Origin of the sequence: Streptomyces sp. NPDC101181, assembly GCF_044767975.1 — a bacterium.
Lineage (GTDB): Bacteria > Actinomycetota > Actinomycetes > Streptomycetales > Streptomycetaceae > Streptomyces.
On sequence record NZ_JBIWOX010000008.1, the window covers coordinates 275,787 to 295,957 of the forward strand.

The window sequence follows — 20,171 nt, forward strand, 5'->3', positions numbered from 1 at the left end:
GTCACGCGTCGGGGCGGGCGGCGCCGACGGGCGCCTCCCGCCGCTCGTCGGGCCCGGTGTGCGCGGCCTCGTCCGCGACCCCCAGCTCGCCGAGCAGCCGCGAGCGCAGCCCGGCGAACCCGGGGGCACCGACACCCCGCGGTCGGTCCAGGCCGACCGGCGTGTCGTACGCGATCCCCCCGTCCCGCATCACCAGCACCCGGTCGGCGAGCAACAGCGCCTCGTCCACGTCATGGGTGACCAGGAGCACCGCGCAGCCGCGCCGCTGCCAGAGCTCGGCGACGAGCTGCTGGGCCTTGATCCGGGTCAGCGCGTCCAGCGCGCCGAACGGCTCGTCGAGCAGCAGCAGATCCGGCTCCCGCACCAGGGCGCGCGCCAGCGAAGCACGTTGGGCCTCACCGCCGGACAGCGTCTTGGGCCAGGCCCCGGCCCGCTCGGCGAGCCCGACCTCCGCCAGGGCCTTCTCGGCCACGGCCCGTCCGGGCCGGTCGGGCAGACCGAGCAGCACATTGCGCCAGACCCGCTTCCAGGGCATCAGCCGGGGTGCCTGGAAGGCGACGGCCCGCCGCCGGGGCACGAGGACGGTGCCGGAGATCTCCCGGTCGAGCCCGGCCAGCACCCGCAGCAGCGTCGACTTCCCGCAGCCGCTGCGCCCGAGGAGCGCGGTGAACTCGCCGGTACGCAGGGTCAGATCGAGCTGGTCGATGACCGCGCGCCCGTCGAACGAGCGGGTGAGCCCTTCCACCCGTACGGCGTCGTCGGGCCCTGTCGCGGGGGAAGGGGCCGGGGCGCTCACTGGCCGGTGAAGGTCGGTCGCCATTGCAGCAGCAGCCTTTCGAGGGTCCGGACGATGACATCGGCGGTGAGGCCGAGGAAGGCGTACACGACGAGGCAGACCACGATCACGTCGGTCCGGAAGAACTCCCGGGCCTGGTTCATCAGGAAGCCGATGCCGGCGTCGGCGTTGATGGACTCGCCGAAGACGAGGGCGAGCCAGGCGGTGGCGAGGGAGTAGCGCAGTCCGGTCATGGCCCCGGGCAGCGCACCCGGCAGCACGACATGCCGTACGAGCCCCCAGCGTCCCAGCCCCAACGACTCACCCGCCTCGATGAGTTGAGCGTCCACACCCCGGATCCCGGCGTACACGTTGAGGTACAGGTGGAAGGCCACCCCCAGCGCGATGAGGGCCACCTTCGGCGCCTCGCCGATGCCGAGCCAGATGATGAACAGCGGGATCAGCCCGACCCAGGGCACGGTCCGCAGCATCTGGACCGTCGCGTCGACCAGGTCCTCCCCGAGGCGCGAGAGCCCCGACACGAGCGCGAGCGCCGTCCCGGTCACCCCGCCGAGCAGCAGCCCCACGACGACACGCTGGAGCGAGACCCCCATGGCGGCGGGCAGTGTCCCGTCGGCGACCAGACCGGCTCCCGCGCGGGCGATGGTCCTCGGCGAGGCGAGCACGTCCGGATGCAGCACCCCCGTGGCGCTGAACACCTGCCACAGCGCCAGCAGCAGCAACGGCCCCACCGTGCGCCGCAGCCACCGCGGCACGGCCCGCAGCCGGGCCCGTCGTACGGACGCCGGGACGACCGGCTCCAGCTCCGGGGGAGTACGGCGGCCCGGCGCGGGGGCCTGCTCCGCGGCGGCGGAGAGATCGGGTGGTGCGTGACTGATGGTCATGAGGGCTCCAGGGAAAGCCGAAGGAGGCGGCGCTCGGCGAGGGTCGGTGACGGAGACACGGCGGGGCCGACGCCCGCTCAGCCCCGCCGAAACCGACCGGTGCCGGGGCGCGCGGCACCGGGGGACCGGACAGCGGCAGCCGGGGCCCCGGGCGACGGCAGCCGCGGAGAGCCTCGGGAGATCAGCGGACCGGCATGCCGCAGTGGCGCCGCGACGGCACGACGGCGTACGGCGCAGCGGGAGTGACGGGACGGGCGAAGCGGACGGGAGACCCGTTCAGAGAAGGCGCGAGAGGCGCTGAGAGAACGTCAGCAGCCGCGACGACACGCGGCGGATGCCACCCGCAGCAGGTCGATGTGACCGCGCGAGGTGAGCAGAGCTGATCGGAACATGGCGCTGAACGTAGCTATCCCACCGGGACACGGTCAATGGTGTCTCGGAGCGTGGACGCGTCATTCCGGCCCGGCGAGAGATGATGGGGGCATGTCGGATTCCCTCACCACCACGGTCCTGAACATCACCACGGGCGGGGCGGAGACCGTCACGGACCTGACACGCGACTGCGAGAGCTTCCTCACCGGCGCGGCGGCAGGCCGGGACGGGCTGCTGAACGTCTTCGTCCCCCACGCCACGGCGGGGATCGCCGTCCTGGAGACCGGCGCGGGCAGCGACGACGACCTGCTGGCCGCCCTCCACCACCTGCTCCCGGCGGACGACCGCTGGCAGCACCGCCACGGCAGCCCCGGCCACGGACGCGACCACGTACTGCCCGCACTCGTCCCGCCGCACGCCACGCTGCCGGTGATCGGGGGGAGGCTGGCACTGGGCACGTGGCAGTCGGTGTGCCTGGTGGACACCAACGTTTCTAAAGATAACCGTCAGGTTCGTCTGAGCTTCCTCAGCTGACCAAGATCGTTCAGCGGGGCGTGGCCGCCGATTCTCCGTACGATGCGCGCTCGAACGCAGAGAAGAAATGCGCGGTACGGACCTCAACACGACCGAACGACCCTACGACGGATGCGGCAAGTGCCTGCTCGGAGTGCGGCGGCTGTCGCGCGTGAAGCTGGCGACGTCTTCGCCTGAGCGCCAGCGCGAGAACGTGCTCACTGCCGCCGCCTCCGTCAGGGCCCACATCATCGGCTAAGCGGACGACTGGGAGGTCTCCGGCGCCACGGATCCCGTGACCCGCCCCAGCCTGGGCCCGTGGCTCCGTGACGAGAAGGGCCCGCACGACGGCCTGGTCGCGGCAGCGGTGGACCGGCTCGGCCGCAACGTCGTCGACTGCCTGAACACCGGCTACAAGATGCGGGACGAAAAGAAGATGCTCGTCACGTACGGGCACGACGGTGCCTGGAACCTCGACGACCCCGCCGACCAGAACCGTTTCACCATGGAAGCCTGGGGCGCGCAGATGGAACTGCGCGCGATCCAGCGCAGGAACCGTGACGCCGCCGTCAAGACCCGCGCAGCCGGCCGCCCGAAAGGCAAGCCGTCGTACGGCTTCCAGTACGTCCGGAAGGTGATGGGAGGGAAGATGGACCTGGTCGAACTGCATCCGCATGCCTCGGAAGTACTGCGGAACGTCGCCCGCCGCATCCTGGCCGATCCTGACAATGTCACCTGCAGTAGCGAGGCCGCACGTCTCAATCGTGCCGGGGAACTCTCACCTGCGGATCACCTGGCCGTGATGTACGGCAAGCCGGCAGGGGGGCGACCGTGGTCTCCCTAGAGCCTGAAGAACATCCTTCTGTCAGAGGCCACCCTCGGGTACCTGATGCACCGCAACAAGCCCGTCCTCGGCAGGGGGGACGGTCACCCTGTACGGCTCTGCGAGGGGCTGTGGGACCGGGCCACACACGAGGCGCTCAGGAGCGCCATCTTGTCCCGAAAGGCTCCCTGGACCCGCCGATCCAACCGCGAATACCTGTTGACCACGGTCGCCCTGTGCGGGCAGTGCCATACGCGTCTCTACGTCACCAGTCGGGCGTGGCGGGACGTGACCGGCTCGAACTGTCCGGGAAGTGCCGCTCCACATGCCTCGCACATCCACCTGGCCACGCTGTTCCTCCTGTTCCAGACTCGTGTCTCATGGTGCGCTACTGCTGACGGGCGTCAGACGAGTTCCTCTCGATCGTTCTGCTCGTGGTGGTCCCTGGCGGATTGGTGGTCCTCCCAGACGGCATACGTCGCCCTGTAGTCGACCGACCTCTCCGGGATCTGTCCTCCCTGCCAGTAACTGCGGAGGGCGCGACTGGTCTCGTCGATAAGGTCTCGGACCGCGATGAGCCGTTGAGGGTCGTTGAACTGCTCCGGTACCAAGAACTCCCAGTCCGTGAGCATGTCCGCGACTTCTTCGAGCCGACTCCGCAACTCGTCGGTGGCGAAACTGAAGGAGGACAGACGCAGACGGTCCAGCTCCGCGTTAAGGAGGTGTTCCCAGTCGGGCACAACCGCTCCAAACCTCCTGCGGCGAAAGAGATCTTTGGCCGCGAACAGAGCGCTGGCCGCCGACTCGAAGGCCGCGTCATGCAGCGTGGCGGCCCGTTGCTGCTTCACGGTCCTGGCCTGCTGGCGCTGCTGAAGCCATGTTCCACCGAATGCGAAACAGCCTCCAACGACGGCTCCGCCAAATCCAATCAGAGCTGTTGAGATCCCCGGGTCCATGCCGGTCATCATGCCGACGGGACCAGCCCGCGTGGGGCTGATCCCGTTAATTCCCCCTGAGCCGGCTCACCGCGGCTCAGTCGAAGGGATTGCCACCCTGCGACTGGACTCCGGCGGTGACTGCTGCCAGGTAGGCGGCGTAGGTCTCCCTCTGGTTCCACGTGAAGAGGACGGTGCGGGAGTTGTTTGCGATGGCCTTCTGGGCCTCGGCGGTCGCGATGCGGAGCTGTCCCCGGTCCTCCTCGGTGGCGAGCTGCACGTACCCGTTCACGAGGCGGGTCGGCTCCTTGGACTGCACCTTGATGACGTCGGCGAGGGGGATCACGGCGTCCCGGGCTCCGGTCACCTTGCCCATGAGCTTGCGCTTGATCTCAGCTCGGTCCGCGTGGAGCGTGACGGTCGCGACGTAGCCCTTGAAGACCTGAGCTTCGGACTGAGGTGCAGGTGCGCCCTTTGAGAGGTCGTATGCCATCGGATCAGTGTGCCGCTCTGCCGGCCGAGCTGCGGGAGGTATGCCCGAAGTGGTCGGCACATACGGGGTTCTCAGCCCTGGTAGGGACAGCCCTCGACCCACCAGTCGCACTCGCCGCAGTAGTTGGGCGCGAGGCGGGCGAGGATCTTCTTCAGGCGCTTCATGGGGTTGAGCTCTCGATCGGCCCGATGACGTTGACGTGGGTCCGCGCAGGGTTCTCGTGGTCGGGGACCGAGATGATCCGGGCCCCGCGCGGGAGGCGGGTCACGGTCAGCTTGGTGTCGTTGTTGGCGTGACCAGGACCAACAACAGGTCCAGGACCTTCCGGGGAGGGGCTGGGAGAGGGGGACCGTCACGCAGACGCGAATGCTCCGCCGGGTGAAGACGGAGCTGGCCCACACGACACAGCGGATGTCTGACGCGCCGTAAAGGCCATGACGGTGTCAGGGTCTGTCCGTATCGTCTTCCTATGGGCACGAACCCAGGCAAGCCGAAGTTGAAGCGCCATCACCACACTGTCCCCCGCCTGCTGCTGCGGCGGTTTGCGGATGGCAAACGGATCATGCGCGTTCCACTCGACGGGAGCGAGCCAAAACCCATCGGCATTGGTGACGCGACGGTCCGCAGCCACTTTTACTCAATGCAGGACGAGACAGGGCAGCGCGACGACACGATCGAGAATCTGTTGTCCGACCTCGAAGACCAGGCCGCCCGGGTGCTTACGAAAATCATCACCGAGTACGTGTGGCCATTGTCCCCTGGCGATCGAGCGGTGCTTGGGGATTGGGTTGCAGCTCAGGTCGCGCGCATTCCGGCCGCGCGGCAGGCCAACAACGAGATCACTGATCAGCTCATGAAGATCGAGATTGCCGCTGGAGGCAAGCCCGAAGTCCGTTGCCGCTTGGAGGCCACGAGGGGAAGGCCGGCCTCGGACGAAGAAGTCAATGCCGCCTGGGCCGAGCTGACGGACTTCTCCAGCTACTACATCGAGCTGCCGGTAAACGACCACTTGCTCAGCATGGCGGAGGCGATGGAAGTTGCGTACGGATGGATCATGGCTCGCTCGTGGCAACTGTGCCGATTCGAGCGCAGGGCGCTGCTGCTATCGGACCACCCGGTGACCCTGCTCCGGGATGAAACCGGACCTCCATGGACCGGTGTCGGCCTAGCTAACGCTGCCGCGATCATGGTGCCCATCGACCGCCGGGCGGCGATCATCATGACGACTCCCCGAGATGGAGACGGCCTATTTCCAGCCAACACCAAGGTAGCGAGGGAGCTGAACCATCGCTTCGCGTGGAACTCGCGCTCAGAGCTGTTTTATCACCCGGATGACGATCCTGTTGCCGGAATCAAGTTGCCACCCGTCCGCGATCGTGAGGCCGAGTTCAGCCAGACCGCCGAGCGCTTCCTCATGCCTGAGGGCCCGTCGGAGGCGTTCAAGTCCGTCACATTCGATGGGCCTCCCGCTCACGCCAGAGCACCTCGACGCGGTCCGGGTTCCAGACGTTGAAGGGCCGGGGCGCGGCGTGGAAGGATCTCCTTGATCAGGCCGTGGTACGTCAACTGCTTCGAGGCGACGGAGTAGTGTACCCGCTCGCCGAGAAGCGAGCGAAGCACAGCGCGGATTTCGACACAGCCGACCTGTGTTGGTCCACCGTGAACGCCGTCCTCAATGACCTGGCGGCCAGTCGCGTTTGACTACCTCCCCAAAGCCTGGCTGCGCCTCGGCGCTGCCGCGCAGCCCGCCACCAGGGCGCAGCCAGGCAGTGTTCAGGTTCAGTTCGTAGTGGTCACCTTCGTGTCCGGAGGGAGCCAGGCCACTTCTGGGAGCGGGTCCGCCGATCGATCCTTGGGGACGTGACCAGGTAGCGTGACGGTTGCCTTAACGGAGATTGGTTGAGTCGAGGGGCACCAACATAGACAATTGCAGCGCATGCTCCGAGCGCTTAATGGCGCGCCCGTTCGGTACTGTGTCGTACGCGCGGTGCCTCCCGGAGGCGGTCGGTTCTCAGGTGTCGAGTAGTTGACGGAGGGCGTCCTGATCGAGACGCTTGTCCGCATCGGCGACGGTTCCGTCGAAGCGGACTTCCTCGGTTCCGAGGATTGCTGTGCGAACTGGGCATCGGTGAAGGTCGGTGACTTCGCCGGACCCGCCGAAGGCGGGCCCTCGTCCGTTCGAGATGGCCTGACACTTGCTGCTTGATCGATCCGGTTACCCCGGCCCGGCGTGCTGGGCCAAGCGGCTCAGCCGAGCGCTTCTGCCAGAGCGAATCCGGTTTCGCGCGCAGTCAGGTAGGGGCGAACGTCGTGGGCATGCGCGCCGTTGTTGACGGTCTGGTCCTGGATGCGGGTTCCGAATGAAGGGGCGAGCTCTTTGATCAGAGCCACGGCGTCGCCGTGGTCGGCGATGTTGATCCAACGCTTCACGGGCACTGGCCACCGGGCCGTTCCCCCGTGAGGGGTGGGTCGAAGTCGATCGAAAACGAGGCCGTGTACGGCTAGGGGTGACCCCAGAGTGATCAGCGTGAGGTCCTGCCACTGCGGGTGGGCACACAGCGTCTCGTAGGCGACGACACTGCCCAGGGAATGGGCGACGATCACCGTGGTCTCGCCGGTCACCGCGCGAGCCAGACGTTCTCCTGCCGCCCCACGGACCTCTGGCTCGGTGAAGTAGCGTCTGACCTGGCGCGCGCTGCCGATCATCGAGCCCTCGGCGAGGCCAGTGAAGAAGGTCGAGCGGCTGAGTGCGTTGAGCGCCCGCTGGGCGACGCGGGGAGTACGTAGCCGGCCAGCTGCATCCGGTCCGGGTACGCGGCTCTCGGCATCCGCGGCTGCCTCCCACCAAGACAGGAGCAGCTCGTGTTCGAGTCCGGGTTCCACGTCGGACGCTTCGAGCAGCGGCTCGCCCAGGCCGCGGTGACCAGGTCGGCGGAACAGGTCACCATAAAAGGCGGCCGAGACGTCATCGCGAGGCAGTGTGCCGGCACCTGAGAGGGCGAGGCCGTCGTTGAGGGACGGAAGCCATGCCTCTGCGATCGTCTCCGGCCCTTTGAGTTGCTGCGCGATGCCGTGGACGAGGACGACACGGGTCATCTGAAATCCCCCTGTTCCTTATGGGCTGCGGAGGTCAGGCGGAGCGCCACCAGCCCCATGTCGGTCGCCACGCAGACCCGGCCCGCCTCGTCGACGTCGACACCGTTGATCCCGCTGCCGACGTTGATCTCCGCCTGGAGGGCGACTGCTGCGAGGTCCCAGACGCGTACCAAGCCGTACCCGTCGGCGGCTACGAGCGTAGGGGTGCCGCCTACGTTCGCCACGCGCACGCGTCGCACCGCAGCCGGGAACCGGTCCAGTTCGGTGTCGGAGGGCGAGTAGCCGTCCAACGGCGCCATGCAGACCCGGCCGTCACCAGCTCCGGTCAGTAGGTGGTCGCGCCCGCCGATTACTGCCAGATCCAGTGCGGTCGCTCCCATCTCATAGCCGGTTCTGACCTCCCCGTGAGGGCTACCGGTCCGGAGATCCCACACGCGCACGGTTCCGTCGTACGAGGCGCTGGCCACTATCGGTACGCTGCCCACCTGCCCGGCCCGCAGTGCGCTGATTCTGGCCGTGTGCCCCGACATGGGCGGGCATACGAGAGCTTCCGAATCGAGATCCCAGGCGTGAAGGGTGTAGTCCCCGGCAACGGAGATCACGACGGGGCGCCCCTCCAGGACGCTGGCACACGCGAGCTGTGAATAGCCGGCCCGGCGTGCCAACCTGTGACGTGCGCCGAGACCCCAGACCTCGACATCGGTCCAGCTGCTGCGAACCACGATCGCGTCATTGTCAATGGGCTCCGTGACAGCGTGGTAGATGGAGGGCGCCCCTGAGGTCAGATGGCTGGCGGCCTGCCGACCGCTCTCCAGATCGTGGACGCGCACAGCACCGTCGAGACTGCCTGTTACCACCACGGCACGACCGTCGGCAGTGCGGGCGATGTCGGCCGAAAGTAGGTGTTGTTCGAGGCCATACAGGGGCTCACCTAGCGGTTGCATGGTGGTCAAGTTCCACAGGCGGACCTGGAGCGAGCCGACGCCGATTATTACCGGAACGTTCCCGATCCGCCCGAAGACGGGCGGAGTCTGCGAGCCTGGGGCCAAGTTGTTGCAGCTGGCCAGCGCCGGACCCTCTTCGGTGCCGGACATCAGGTCCCAGACGCGAAACGTGTTGTCCCACGAGGTCGTGGCCATGACCGTCCTGCTGCCGATGCAGCCGAGCGTGGCTGCCGTAACGAATTCGGTGTGGCCGAAATAGGGGCCTCCTATGACGGCGGATGTCTCCATGTCTCGGGCATGGACCGCGTTTCCATCGAGGATCACGATGATGACGGGCCGCCCCTGGTGGAACCCGACTCCTACGGTCCGGGCGGCGGGGGTGAGAGTGGACGCGTCGAAATGGCAATGGAGCGTTGCGGTCAGGTGGCTTGGGCCGGGCTCGATGCGCCACAGGTATCCGTGGTTCAAGGAGGTACACAGGACGACCTCAAGTGTTCGTCTGCTCCGTCGGACCGACAGGTGCCGGATATCCCCGATGTGACCGGTCAGCGGTGCGCAGAGCTCGGTGCCGTCGCGTGCGTCCCAGAGGCGCACTGTTCCGTCATCGCTTCCGGTGAGCAGAATCGGCCGTCCCTCGACTTCGCCGAAGGCGGCGCAGCGCACGGCATTGGTGTGACCAATCAGGGGACTGGCCGAAGCACCCGGGCGCAGTGGCTCCCACATTCGCACGGTAGTGTCGGATCCGCCTGTGGCTACGATCAGTGAGCCGCCCACCTCTGCGACGGCAACGGCCAAGACCTGGCCGGTGTGGCTCTTCAGGGGCGAAGCGCATTCCTGGCCGGTAGCCATGTCCCACAGGCGGGCCGATCCGTCTTCGCTCCCCGTGACGGCCAGGTCCCGGCTCCGGTACGAGTGGTACGCCGCGGCCAGCACGGGTCGGGCATGGCCTTCCGCTGGCTGATCCGCCGCGAGGTCCCAGATTCGTGCCGTCCGGTCCTCGCTCACCGTCACGGTGAGGGCGATGTCACCCTGGTCGAACAATGCCGCTGCGGTGATGTCCTGGACGTGGCCGCGCAGGGGAGGGCCGAGTTGCTGCAAGGTGCGGACATCCCATACACGGGCTTCCATGCGCCCGCTTGTCACCGCTACGGGGCGGCCTCCGAAATAGCCAGCGGCCGCCGAGGTCACTCCGCTCCGGCTGTAGTAGACGTGTGCGCTGACGGGCTCCCCGACCTGACGGCGATCGTGGAGGTCCCAACGGCTGAGCATGCCCGCCTGGTCACCGACCAGAGCGATGGTCCGGCCGTCGACTTCGGTCACGCACACCGCAGATACTCCCATCGCCGTGCCGATGAGGGGACTGCCGTCCAGGCGGGCGCTTCCGCCGTCGACCACCTCGGACAAGTCCCAGACGTACACCGCTTTGTCGTCCCCGCCGGTGACGGCGATCGGCCGTCCGTCGAGTTCACCGAAACATGCGGCGAGGACGGAGCGACGGTGCTCGGTCAGCTCGCTCCCCAGCTGGCACCGGTACTGCAGGTCCCACAGCCGCGCCGTGCCGTCGGAGCTGGCGGTCAGCACGACGGGGCGTCCGTTGAGGGCTCCCACCGCGATGCTCGCCACGCGGTTGGTGTGCCCGCGCAGCGGTTCGCCGTATTCCTGACCTGCCGAGAGATCCCAGACCCTGACCGTGCCGTCATCACCACCGGTCAGAGCCACCGTGTAGTCACCGAGATCACCGATGGCAACGGAACTCACGGCGATACCCACGGACAGGGGGTCGCCGATCTGCTGCTGGGACGTCAGGTCCCAGATCCTCGCTGTGCCGTCCACACTGCCCGTGACCGTGATCGGACGGCCATCCAGTGCTCCGACCGCAACGCAGCTTACGGTGCGGGTGTGACCGGCGAGTAGCCGGTGGACGCCGCTCGGCGACCACCAGGCCCAATGCGCGGCCCAGGGACGCGCCAAGGACAGGCCCTCGATGTGGTCGGCCAGTAGATCGGCCTCGCACCGGCGGGCCGAGAGCTGTAGGTCCGCAGCGCGGTCTCCGAGCGGGCGATCGTGGGTCAGCCGATGTGCCACGTGCTCGTACGTGCTGCGAATGCGCCGGGCAGTGTCGCCCTCGATGGAGGAGAAGGCCGTGAGGAGCGCTCGCGGATCACTGGCCAGGAGGAACCCGGGATCCTCGATCAGGTCGGTCAGAACGCCACCGGCGGCCGCGTGCGTGGCCAGATGACGTCGGAGGTACCCGGCAGCGCCGAACCAGTCCGGTGGGCCGTCGACCGGCTTTGCGACGAGCGAGCGCAGGGCCCGGACGATCGAACGCTGTACCTGCTCCGCCGCCCGGCCCGTAGTGGCACGGAGATGCTCGGCGAGTGCCTTGTGGTAGAGGCGGTACGCGGATCGTTGGTCGTCGTCGATGACTTCGGCGACGTACGCCTCCGCCACGTCCAGCGCCCATGTGACATCCTCTTCGGTGCAGACAACGCCCGAGATCACTGAACTCAGCGTGGTCCACACGTGGCCCCTGGGCAGCCCCTTGCCCTCCGAAAAGGCCAGCGCGAGCAGCATCCGTCGCACCCGGGCCTCGTCCGGACCGAATCGGGCCAGATAGTCGTCGAAGGCTTCACCGACCTCGCTGGGCAGGTCCTCGGCCCAGCCGGCGCGGTTGATGTCGACGGAAGAGCAGTCGGAGCGCAGGGTGCGGGCCGTCGTCCTGGCGTAGAGATAGACGCCGGCCGCCTTCGCCGCGACTGCGTCGGCGACCATACGTGCGCGGTCGGCCTGGCCTCGGTAGGGCGTCAGAATCTCGGGTTCGTCGCTGGCTAGCAGCACCCGTGTGACGTAGCCGGACACGTCCTCCTGCGTGGCCCGGTAGTCGTCCCGATCCAGGTCCATCACCGTGAACGTGCGTCCCAGCGGGCCCACGAGTTCATGGCGAGCCCCGACGAGCAGTCTCACGCCGGGGATCTCCGACATGGGGCGCAGCAGCTCGCGCGTGATCCGGCGGGGCTCACCGTGGCCGCCGGCGTCCGCGGCGGTGTCCGAACCTGCTTCGTCAACGGCATCGACCACGACGATGATGGGCGCTCCCTGACGCCCGCGCCGGGTGAGCTCCTGGAGCAGAGCGGCGGGACCGTCGGTACGGGTGTCCAGCGCGGTGGCGATGCGTTCGACCACCTCCTCCAGCCGCTTGTGCCGCGCGTGGACCGCGGCCGAGACGCACCCGGCGGGAAGCACGGTTGAGGCGTCGACACCGGAGAGGTCGAGACGAGCCCGGTATCCGAGGTCCGAAAGGGCGACGATCCGTCCGAGCACCGCCGACTTTCCGCACCCCGGGCTACCAGTGACCACTCTTCCGCGACCGTCGCTCTGAGGCGAGGTGAGCCAGTCTACGAGTTCGGACAGCACCCGGACCCGGCCGCTGAAGTACAGGCCCTGCTCGGACTCGAACTCCACACCCCGCGACCGCGGGCCGAAGTGCTCGTCCAGATCCCGCTCCGCCACACGTCGTTGGACCTGCAGATCGGTGCCCAGAGGAGGAAGCTCCTCCCGATAATTCGAGTTGGCCAGGAAAGGCGCGAGGCCGGTCACGAGTCCACTGGCCAACTCGGCTCGTTGGCTGTGGCCTTCGGCGTCGAACTGTTCATTGACCGCTTTGACGAGTTCGGTGAGATCCAGGTACTGCTGGCGCTGGCCGGTCCTGCTGGCGGTGGTTTCGACGGCCTCGATCAGGGCCGTGACGAAGCGGCCGTCCTCCGCGATGTCCTTGTGCCGGGCCGAGCCCAGGAACCACAGTCCGGTTGAGGCACGGCCGGAGGTGCTCCGAAAGGCGATTGTCTGAAGCGCGACCGCGGCCGCGTCCGCGCTGCCTGCTCCGGCCGAGCAGGTGTCGAGGATCAGCAACAGGTGACGTAACTCGCCGCGACAGAGGATGCGTACGAGGTCTTCGGTGGCCAAGGCGCTGGAGACGAGATCGTCCTCCTGCGAATCCCAGCAGAGCAGATAGTGGCGGTCGCGTTCCTCAACGGATCCATGTCCCGCGAAGTAGACGACGACGACGTCGTCGGCCATCAGATCGGCATCGGCCGACCAATGGGTGAGCTTCCGCCGTATCTGATCGGCGCTTTCGTAGTCCCCGAGGCCCGGCAACACAGCGGTGTAGCCGAACGCTTGGAACAGCTCGGTCGTCGCCCGGACGTCCCCGGGCACGGAGGTCAGCCGCTCCTCCTCGGGAAGGTGACAGTACTTGCCGCTTCCCAAGGCGATGAAGAATTGCCTTCCCACCCCACCACCCCGACGTCGTGGACCGCTGACCCCGAACGTTACCTATCGGGAGGTCAATCCGCCGGTAGTTGCGACGAGCAGCGGTGCATCCAACCTCCTGCGGCAGGCCGCCTCGCCCCTGCGGGTCAGGGTCTGCCGCATCTCCGGAGCCTCCACGAAGATCACGTCCGCGCCGGCCTCGGCGTAGGCGTGGGCCGGTTCGATCGACGAGTTCAGGCCCTCGGTCGCGATGGCGTCCGTACGGGCGATGAGGACGAAGTCCGGGTCGGTGCGGGCCTCGGCGAGGGCGCGGACCTTCCGGGCCATCTCGTCGGTGGGCACCAGGGACTTGTCGTCCAGGTGGCCGCAGCGCTTGGGGAAGGTCTGGTCCTCGATGTGTAGGCCGGCCACGCCGATGCGCTCGTACAGCGCGAGGGTGCGGACGGCGTTCACCGCGTTGCCGAAGCCGGTGTCGGCGTCCGCGATGACCGGGAGGCTCGTCACGTCGTCCATCTGCTCGATCCGTGCCGCGACCTCGGTGAGGCCCAGCAGGCCGATGTCGGGGATCCCGCAGCTGCGGGCGATGGCGCCCCCGCTGGCGTACAGCAGTTCGCTGCCGCTCTCCTCCACGAGACGCGCGCTCAGTCCGTCGTACGCGCCGGGGGCGACGTGGATGCCGTCGCCGTCGATCAGGCGGCGGAGGCGGGTGGTCGAGCGCTTCGACGTAGGTGACTCCTCGGTCAGGACTTCTGGGGTGCGTGAGCCGCTGGCGCTCGTCGCGGTTACGGGGACGGCCTCGGCGAGTGCGACGACCAGGCCGCAGGTCAGCCCACCCTCATACGCGCTGGCCGCAGCCGTCGAGCGGCGCGGGCGCCGTGCAGTCTTCGCTGGCCGAGCAGGTCACCCTCGGCGTCTCGTCCGGGTCGGCGTGCAGGGTGAGTTTGCTGCCCTGAGCTTGGTTCGCGCTTGCTCTGCGAGGGGTGATGCCGTCGCCTGTCAGTGGGTGTTGGGAGAATGAGGGTGTGACAGATTGTGTGTTTGGCTTCCATGCTCCTCGGGTGTGCAGGGTGCGGGGTGAGCAGCTTGCCGCTGAAGATCTGATTGTGCAGGCCGCCGATGCGTTCCGAGTGGACGATGAAAACGTGGTCATGGATGCAGAGCATCTTCGCCAGGGGGCCTTGGCGCTTCCCGCTGTCGTCGCAGCGGCAGGGGCCATGGTCGTGCTGGGAGAGCCCGGAGCGGGTAAGACTTCCGTCCTGAGGCAGCTCACCAATGGGTTGCCCCATGTCCTCGACACTTGGAACCGAGACTCCGACGCGTGTCTTTGGGTGACAGGTGGGGATCTCACGGAGCACTCCTATCAGGAGGAGCTAGGGTCTCATCTTCTCTCCTTGCCTTCGGAAGGAGACACTGCCGGAGGTGCCGGAGTGCTGACGGTAGTCCTGGATCAGGCCGACGAGAGTCCACTTCTGCCACGTCTGTCCAGGTCGCTGAGAAGGTCACTGAGCGGCCGGGGCACTAACAGCGTTCGGTTTCTGATGGCCTGCCGCACAGTCGACTATCCGGCGGCGCTGACGTCTGCGTTGGCCGAGGCTTTCGGTGCGTGCCGATGCGTCGATCTGGCTCCGTTGAGTCGCGCGGAGGCTGTGGCATTGGCTGACAGCGCCGGCGTCCCGGGAGAAGATCTGGTGGTGGCGGCCGAGTCGGCTGGCGCCGCTGTTCTTGCTGAAGTACCACTGACCTTGGAATTGCTGGTACTGACCTATCAGGCTGATGGCCAGCTGCACGGGCGGCCAGAAGAGTTGTTCGCACGCGGAGTAGCGCGGCTTGCTGAAGACCCCGACCCTCGCCGACTTAAGAAACCGCTGATCACCACGGCTCATCAGCGCTTGACGGTGGCGGGACGCATCGCTGCGTGGATGCTGTTGTCCGGCCACCGGACGGTATGGCGTGGTGCCTCGTTTGAGGCTGGCACCTACGATCTGCAGGGCGACGTACTGGCGGGGGGAGCGGAGCGGACCGACGCTGGACCGTTCGAGATTTCGCCCCAAGTGGTCGAAGAATGCTTGGCAACCGCCCTGTTCACAGCGCCAGATGACGACAGGGTGGCATTCCGCCATTCCTCCGTAGCAGCCTACCTCGCAGCCCGATACCTGACCGATCGAAAGATCACGCAACGGCAGCTGGAGAATCTCTTCCTGATCTGCGCACCAGACGGAGAGACGGCGACTATTCCAGCACCGCTGCGGGAGACAGCAGCCTGGCTGGTGGCCATGAACCCCTCTGGCGGCGACTGGCTGGCCAGTGCCGATCCCGAGAGCCTCGCGGTGCACAGCGCGCTCGTGCGTTCCGACGAGGTCCGTCGGCTCACGGTAAGCAGGCTGCTGGAACGTGCGGCGCAGGTCGAACTGGGAGGCACGAGATGGCAGCTCTCCCGCTGGGACCTGCGCCATCCCGCACTTGCTGATCAGCTCGCCGACAACTTGGAGCTTGCCCCCGCCGAAGGTGCGGCCAGCTGGCAGTCCACAGCACGAATCCGCCTCGCGATCCAGCTGGCTCAGGAAGCCGGCACCGATCACCCCAGGTTGGCCGACGCCCTGCTGAGGTTGGTGCAGAACGACACATGGCATCAAACGGAGCGTCGTTTGGCGGCGCGCGCCGCGTTCGCCTGCGACCCAGGCCGTGCCGTGCCAGTCTTCGTCGAGGTGCTCGCCACGCTGTCCGACCCGCCTGACGCCGAGCGGGTGGACCCCGACCATGAGCTCCTGGGCACTCTACTGAGCCTACTGTGGCCGCACCATTTGGACGCAGCGACGATGCTCGGTGCCCTTCGGCCTCCGTCTCCGGACCTGTACGGCAACTACGCCCACTTCCTGAGGACCATGCCAGGTGAGTGCAGGGATGAGGATCTGCCAAGTCTTCTGGCTTGGGCATCCGACGCAGTTTGCCGGCCGGACAGTGGCTATGTCTTCTCGCGCGATCGCTTCGAGATCTCGCTGATCAATGGGGTGATCGACCGCGCGATGAAAACGTCGGAAGCGACTCAGCACGCGGACACTTTGGCTAAAATCATTTTCAGTCTCCTCCATAACCATCACAAGGTCCAGCTGCCGGATTGTTTGCAACCCGATGAGCACGGGGACGAGACGCAGGAGGCTCGCTCATGACGCAGGCTTCTGACCCAAGCCCTTGTTAGAGAGGCTGTTCGAGCAAACTTCGAACCGCGCACGGCGGCCTACCAGATCGCGTGTGACTGGGAACGACGCCCGTCGCTACGGCTCGATGCACCCTCGGAGCCCGAGCCGGCGACCCGTCATCACCTCGTCGATCGGGAGGACTTCCCCTGGGTCTTGGAGCAGACTGTCGAGGCGGCGGGGGACGGCGATGGTGCGGCCACCCAGGTGTACGGCGAGCTCGCCTCCTTGACGTTCCCTGCGGACGACCCCCATGCGTTCGAACTGGCCTACGACAACACGCACCCAGCCTGGCCTTATCTGAGCTCCTTCTATGCGGCCATCCCTGTCAACAGTCCGCTAGCTGAGGCGCTGCGCCACAACTACAGCGCTGACAGAGTGAACTGGCCGGAAGCCGCAGCGTTCATGGCCCAGCAAGCGCGGCTCCTCGCTGAAGCCAGGGCGGGCGACAACGACAGCCTGTGGCAGTTCCTGTGGGGTCTGCGCGTTGACCCGCAGACGGGTGAATTCACACAGACCGCGCAGGGTGCCCTCTCAACCTGGCCAGCCGCCGTAGCTCTGGGCGACGATCTGTCGGACTTGGCTGAGCTGGCTCTCCGCTACCTCACCACCGAACATGACCGTGCGGATTCCTGGCTCCCACACACCCGTCAAAACAAGTGCTCATGGGCGGGATACGCTCTTCTCACCGAGCTGCACAGGACGAACCCCCTGCTCGAATTTCCCGCGCGGGTCTGGAGCTCGTGGGCAGCCGCGATTCTCACCGAGTTCATGGGCATGTCGACGATCTACATGGAAGCTGTACGGGTGGACTTGCTGCGCTTGGCAGCCCGTCACGCACCTGAGTCGGTTGCCCTACGCGTTAGCCAAGCCGCTAGAGCGGCGCTGACGGCAGGCCGACAGCCCATCGAGCTCAATGCGATTGATCCGCGCTGGGCTCCTGAACTCCGTACGTGCTTGGAAGACCTTGCCATTGACCTTTCTACCTGTCTCGGACTCGCGTCCGAGGCGGCCGAAAGGGCCCTGGCGGGCCCACCAGAAAACGCAGGCCACCTGACATGCTTGCCCGATAATGATGAGGCGCGTGACGCCACGCTGCGAACCTGGCACAGCATCCTGGCCGCTCTTCTCACCACTGACAGCCGGGTCGTGCACGAGATCGTCGATGCCAGCATCGACGGACCGCGAGAAGCTCCGCTCGCAGCACGAGCTGCCGTCCTCGCTGCCCACGCCCTATTGACCGCGGACGCCGAGGCCCACTGGCCACGAGTCAAGGCTTTCGCGGGAACCGACCCCGAGTTCGGCCGCAAGCTGGCCGAAGCATGTGCCAGGACTGAGGCGGAGCGCATCCAGGGTTCCCTCAGCGAAACTCTTGTTGCTGACTTGTACTCATGGCTCAGTGGATTGTACGACCCGGAGGGGGACGAGCCCCTCCGCGGCGTTCGCTGGATCAGCGATGAGGAGCAAGCCCGCAAATGGAGAGACCGCCTACTAGCTGAGCTAAGTCGACGAGGCACCGCTGAGGCGATTCGTCAACTGCGCCAACTTGCGACTCTGTATCCCTCCCGACTGTCCATTGCCGCAGCGCTAGTCGAGGCGACCAAGCAGTATGCCGTTGCGAGCTGGAGCCAGGTGCGTACGGAAGACGTAGTGCGGATTTTGCAGGATCCAGCGCGGCGCATCATTCGCACCAGCACAGATCTCTTGGATGTGGTGCACGAGGTCCTTGAGGAGGTGGGCCGGGCGCTTCCCTCGCACTGCGAGTTGCTCTGGGACCGTACACCGGGCAAGAGACCCCGAAGGCCGTCCGTGGAAAACCCACTCATCCCGGATGTTTGGCGCCCCAAGCCCGAAGCGGCTCTCTGCGCCTACCTCGCACACGAGCTGCTACTTCGGCTGGCCGGCCGCCGTGTCGCGGTCAACCGGGAGGTTCTGATCCACCCCACCGATCCATACGGCGCGGGCGACCGCACTGACCTCCTCGTTGAGGCGATGCCCTCACCGGGTGACGACCCCGGCATCACTGAGAGCGGGTCCGTCAAGCTGGTCATTGAGGTCAAGGGCTCTTGGAACGACGAAGTTCCGACGGCTCAAGCGGAACAGTTGGCAGACAGGTATCTGCCGGAAGCGGGAACGGATGTAGGTATCTACATCGTCGGCTGGTATCCGATCGAACTTTGGGATGCCACGGGTGACAACCGTAAGACTCAGGCGAAGAAGCTCCAGCTGGACACGCTCCTCGTCCATCTGCTGGATCAGGCGGCTAGCCTCTCGCAGGTGGGCGGAGTTCACGTTCGCCCCATGGTGATCAACATTCCGCGGCCGGACAGGCAGAAGTTGTGAGGGGCAGAGCTCGATGAGGTGCTCACGCAACGGCGTGTGAAGTGGTCTGAGTTTCCTGAGGCGGAACAACTGGTCAGCTCAGGAAAGCATAGCTCTGGCGGGAGACGCGTTGGTCGACCCGATAGGCTTGGGTTGTCTTAACGGAGTTTGGTGGAGTCGAGGGTCAGCAACTTAGGCAACTTTGGCGACGCCCTCCACTAGATCACGAGAGCCGGTCATGCAGATCACGACGAAGTGCCATGCCACCTGAGGATTCTCCCGAGGAGTGCTGGAGCACCAAGTCCATAGCCTTAACGAGTTCGTCGACGCCGATGATCGCGGCAATGCGTAGCTCGTGGACAAGCAATGTCGCAGAGGTCACGGCGACTAGGTCCGCGCTGACCTCCGTTGCCTCACCGTCCGAAGCGGGGCCATTGGAGAAGACGGTGACATCTTCGTAGTTGGCCTTGATCCGCAGGCGGTAGAGGTAGTCAGCCATGGTCGCAGGCCGGATGCCACTGGTTACGGTGTCCCGCTCCGCCGAGGTCAGCCTGACACTCTTCGGTTCAGGCGTGGGCTTTCGGCCCGTCGCCGCCCGGGTCTCCTCGTTGAGGCGCCATTGCTTCTTTTTGGCATTGAGCTTTTCACGCCGCCTCTTGGTGAGGCGGTCCTCGACAAGCAACTGGCGGGTGGAGCGCAAGGCCTTGGCTGCGATGTCCCAGGCTTGTTCGCCCTGCCACGCTACCCACGGGTGCAAATCGAAATCTAGGGAACGCTTGGGGCCGCCGCGGATCCCGTCCGCGTCAGCAAGCCGGGTCCCTGGAGCCGTCGCCGCGAGAGTCCAAGGCGCGATCTGCAGACTGCGAGTGGTCCACAGATCCACGTAGCGCCGCTTCGTAGGCTCGTGCATCTGCGGACGCTCGCCACCTTCGGCCACGATCAGGGCCTGGGCGGCCCCGTAGAGGACGTAATAGGACTGAACAGCTCCCCAGCTGTTGGCGAGCCGGATAATCTCGGAGTCTCCGGCCAGTGCGTGCGTGTGCTCCAGCAGGCGAGCGGTCGCCCATGCTCGACGCATGCATGCCAGCACTTGTTCTCGGTTGCAGGAACGCGATGGCACATCAGCCCTGAAAAGGGCTGGTGCCGCAGAGTCATGAAGGCTGGCGACAGCGTCTTCCGCTCTGCTGTCGCCGAGCGCAAGTTCACGGAACGCGCGGATGTATGAGGCGTGGGTGCGGAAGCTGCGGGTCTGCTCGCTGTCGACCGGCGGGGGAGTAAAGACGATACGTGCCACGCTTCAGTATCGCCTGCCCGACGGCTCGCCGCTGGCGATTCTGATCCGCTGAGCGCGCCTATGCCTGGTGCTGAGGCGACCCGACCAACCGGTCACGCGCACCGGTATGCCGCGGGTGCTCGGGTCTTCCCAGGCACAACCGTCAGAGCCCCCTTGGAGCCGCTCAGTCTATGAACTATCTCTGACGGTAGAAGCAGATGTGCAGCCGCCGTCGGTCGTGCCTCACAAGCAGTTCG

The 20,171-nt window shown here is 66.6% G+C and carries 14 protein-coding genes and 1 pseudogene; 6 read left to right on the forward strand and 9 right to left on the reverse strand.

Annotated features, from left to right (window positions below; all coding sequences use genetic code 11):
- Position 1: 1 nt before the first annotated feature.
- The 3 genes from ACIRRU_RS15225 to ACIRRU_RS15235 form a co-directional block, all read right to left on the reverse strand.
- Positions 2 to 820 (reverse strand): ABC transporter ATP-binding protein, encoded by an 819-nt coding sequence (locus tag ACIRRU_RS15225; protein WP_403680190.1) that lies wholly within the window; start codon positions 818 to 820, stop codon positions 2 to 4.
- On the reverse strand, positions 793 to 1,680 hold the full coding sequence (locus ACIRRU_RS15230; protein WP_403680193.1) for an ABC transporter permease: 888 nt from the start codon (positions 1,678 to 1,680) through the stop codon (positions 793 to 795). The genes ACIRRU_RS15225 and ACIRRU_RS15230 overlap by 28 nt, the downstream gene beginning before the upstream one ends.
- 308 nt (positions 1,681 to 1,988) lie before the next feature.
- Positions 1,989 to 2,072 carry a putative leader peptide gene (locus ACIRRU_RS15235; RefSeq protein ID WP_350692898.1) on the reverse strand — a complete coding sequence of 28 codons (84 nt, stop codon included), beginning with the start codon at positions 2,070 to 2,072 and terminating at the stop codon, positions 1,989 to 1,991.
- Between the two features lie 91 nt (positions 2,073 to 2,163).
- Between ACIRRU_RS15235 and ACIRRU_RS15240 the strand changes: the two genes are divergently transcribed.
- Both ACIRRU_RS15240 and ACIRRU_RS15245 read left to right on the forward strand, forming a co-directional pair.
- Positions 2,164 to 2,586, forward strand: a complete 423-nt coding sequence (locus ACIRRU_RS15240; protein WP_403680196.1) for a YjbQ family protein — start codon at positions 2,164 to 2,166, stop codon at positions 2,584 to 2,586.
- A gap of 259 nt (positions 2,587 to 2,845) precedes the next feature.
- Positions 2,846 to 3,409 (forward strand): annotated as a pseudogene (locus ACIRRU_RS15245) (recombinase family protein); the annotation flags it as partial.
- Positions 3,410 to 3,792: 383 nt separating this feature from the next.
- On the opposite strand, the gene ACIRRU_RS15250 reads toward ACIRRU_RS15245, so the two are convergent.
- Positions 3,793 to 4,344 (reverse strand): hypothetical protein, encoded by a 552-nt coding sequence (locus ACIRRU_RS15250; protein ID WP_403680199.1) that lies wholly within the window; start codon positions 4,342 to 4,344, stop codon positions 3,793 to 3,795.
- A gap of 76 nt (positions 4,345 to 4,420) precedes the next feature.
- Positions 4,421 to 4,816, reverse strand: coding sequence for a hypothetical protein (locus ACIRRU_RS15255; protein WP_403680202.1), 396 nt, complete (start codon positions 4,814 to 4,816; stop codon positions 4,421 to 4,423).
- Between the two features lie 469 nt (positions 4,817 to 5,285).
- On the opposite strand from ACIRRU_RS15255, the gene ACIRRU_RS15260 reads away from it, so the two are divergent.
- Positions 5,286 to 6,329 carry a DUF4238 domain-containing protein gene (locus tag ACIRRU_RS15260; RefSeq protein WP_403680204.1) on the forward strand — a complete coding sequence of 348 codons (1,044 nt, stop codon included), beginning with the start codon at positions 5,286 to 5,288 and terminating at the stop codon, positions 6,327 to 6,329.
- Positions 6,330 to 6,842: 513 nt separating this feature from the next.
- Positions 6,843 to 7,022, forward strand: coding sequence for a hypothetical protein (locus ACIRRU_RS15265; RefSeq protein ID WP_403680206.1), 180 nt, complete (start codon positions 6,843 to 6,845; stop codon positions 7,020 to 7,022).
- Positions 7,023 to 7,063: 41 nt separating this feature from the next.
- Here the strand turns inward: ACIRRU_RS15265 and ACIRRU_RS15270 are convergent, their stop codons facing one another.
- The 3 genes from ACIRRU_RS15270 to ACIRRU_RS15280 are packed head-to-tail and all read right to left on the reverse strand — an operon-like array spanning position 7,064 to position 13,953.
- Positions 7,064 to 7,912, reverse strand: coding sequence for a hypothetical protein (locus ACIRRU_RS15270; protein WP_403680208.1), 849 nt, complete (start codon positions 7,910 to 7,912; stop codon positions 7,064 to 7,066).
- The gene (locus ACIRRU_RS15275) at positions 7,909 to 13,146 is read right to left on the reverse strand and encodes a caspase family protein (protein WP_403680210.1); all 5,238 of its coding nucleotides are present in this window, start codon (positions 13,144 to 13,146) and stop codon (positions 7,909 to 7,911) included. Before ACIRRU_RS15275 ends, ACIRRU_RS15270 begins: the two co-directional genes overlap by 4 nt.
- A 42-nt stretch (positions 13,147 to 13,188) precedes the next feature.
- Positions 13,189 to 13,953 carry an oxaloacetate decarboxylase gene (locus ACIRRU_RS15280; protein WP_403680248.1) on the reverse strand — a complete coding sequence of 255 codons (765 nt, stop codon included), beginning with the start codon at positions 13,951 to 13,953 and terminating at the stop codon, positions 13,189 to 13,191.
- A gap of 194 nt (positions 13,954 to 14,147) precedes the next feature.
- On the opposite strand from ACIRRU_RS15280, the gene ACIRRU_RS15285 reads away from it, so the two are divergent.
- Positions 14,148 to 16,292, forward strand: coding sequence for a hypothetical protein (locus tag ACIRRU_RS15285; protein WP_403680213.1), 2,145 nt, complete (start codon positions 14,148 to 14,150; stop codon positions 16,290 to 16,292).
- 183 nt (positions 16,293 to 16,475) lie between these two features.
- Positions 16,476 to 18,662, forward strand: a complete 2,187-nt coding sequence (locus tag ACIRRU_RS15290; RefSeq protein WP_403680215.1) for a hypothetical protein — start codon at positions 16,476 to 16,478, stop codon at positions 18,660 to 18,662.
- A 202-nt stretch (positions 18,663 to 18,864) separates the two neighbouring features.
- Here ACIRRU_RS15290 and ACIRRU_RS15295 read toward each other — a convergent pair whose 3' ends face one another.
- Entirely contained in the window at positions 18,865 to 19,935 is a 1,071-nt protein-coding gene (locus tag ACIRRU_RS15295; RefSeq protein WP_403680218.1) for a hypothetical protein, read from the reverse strand.
- Between the last annotated feature and the right edge of the window lie 236 nt (positions 19,936 to 20,171).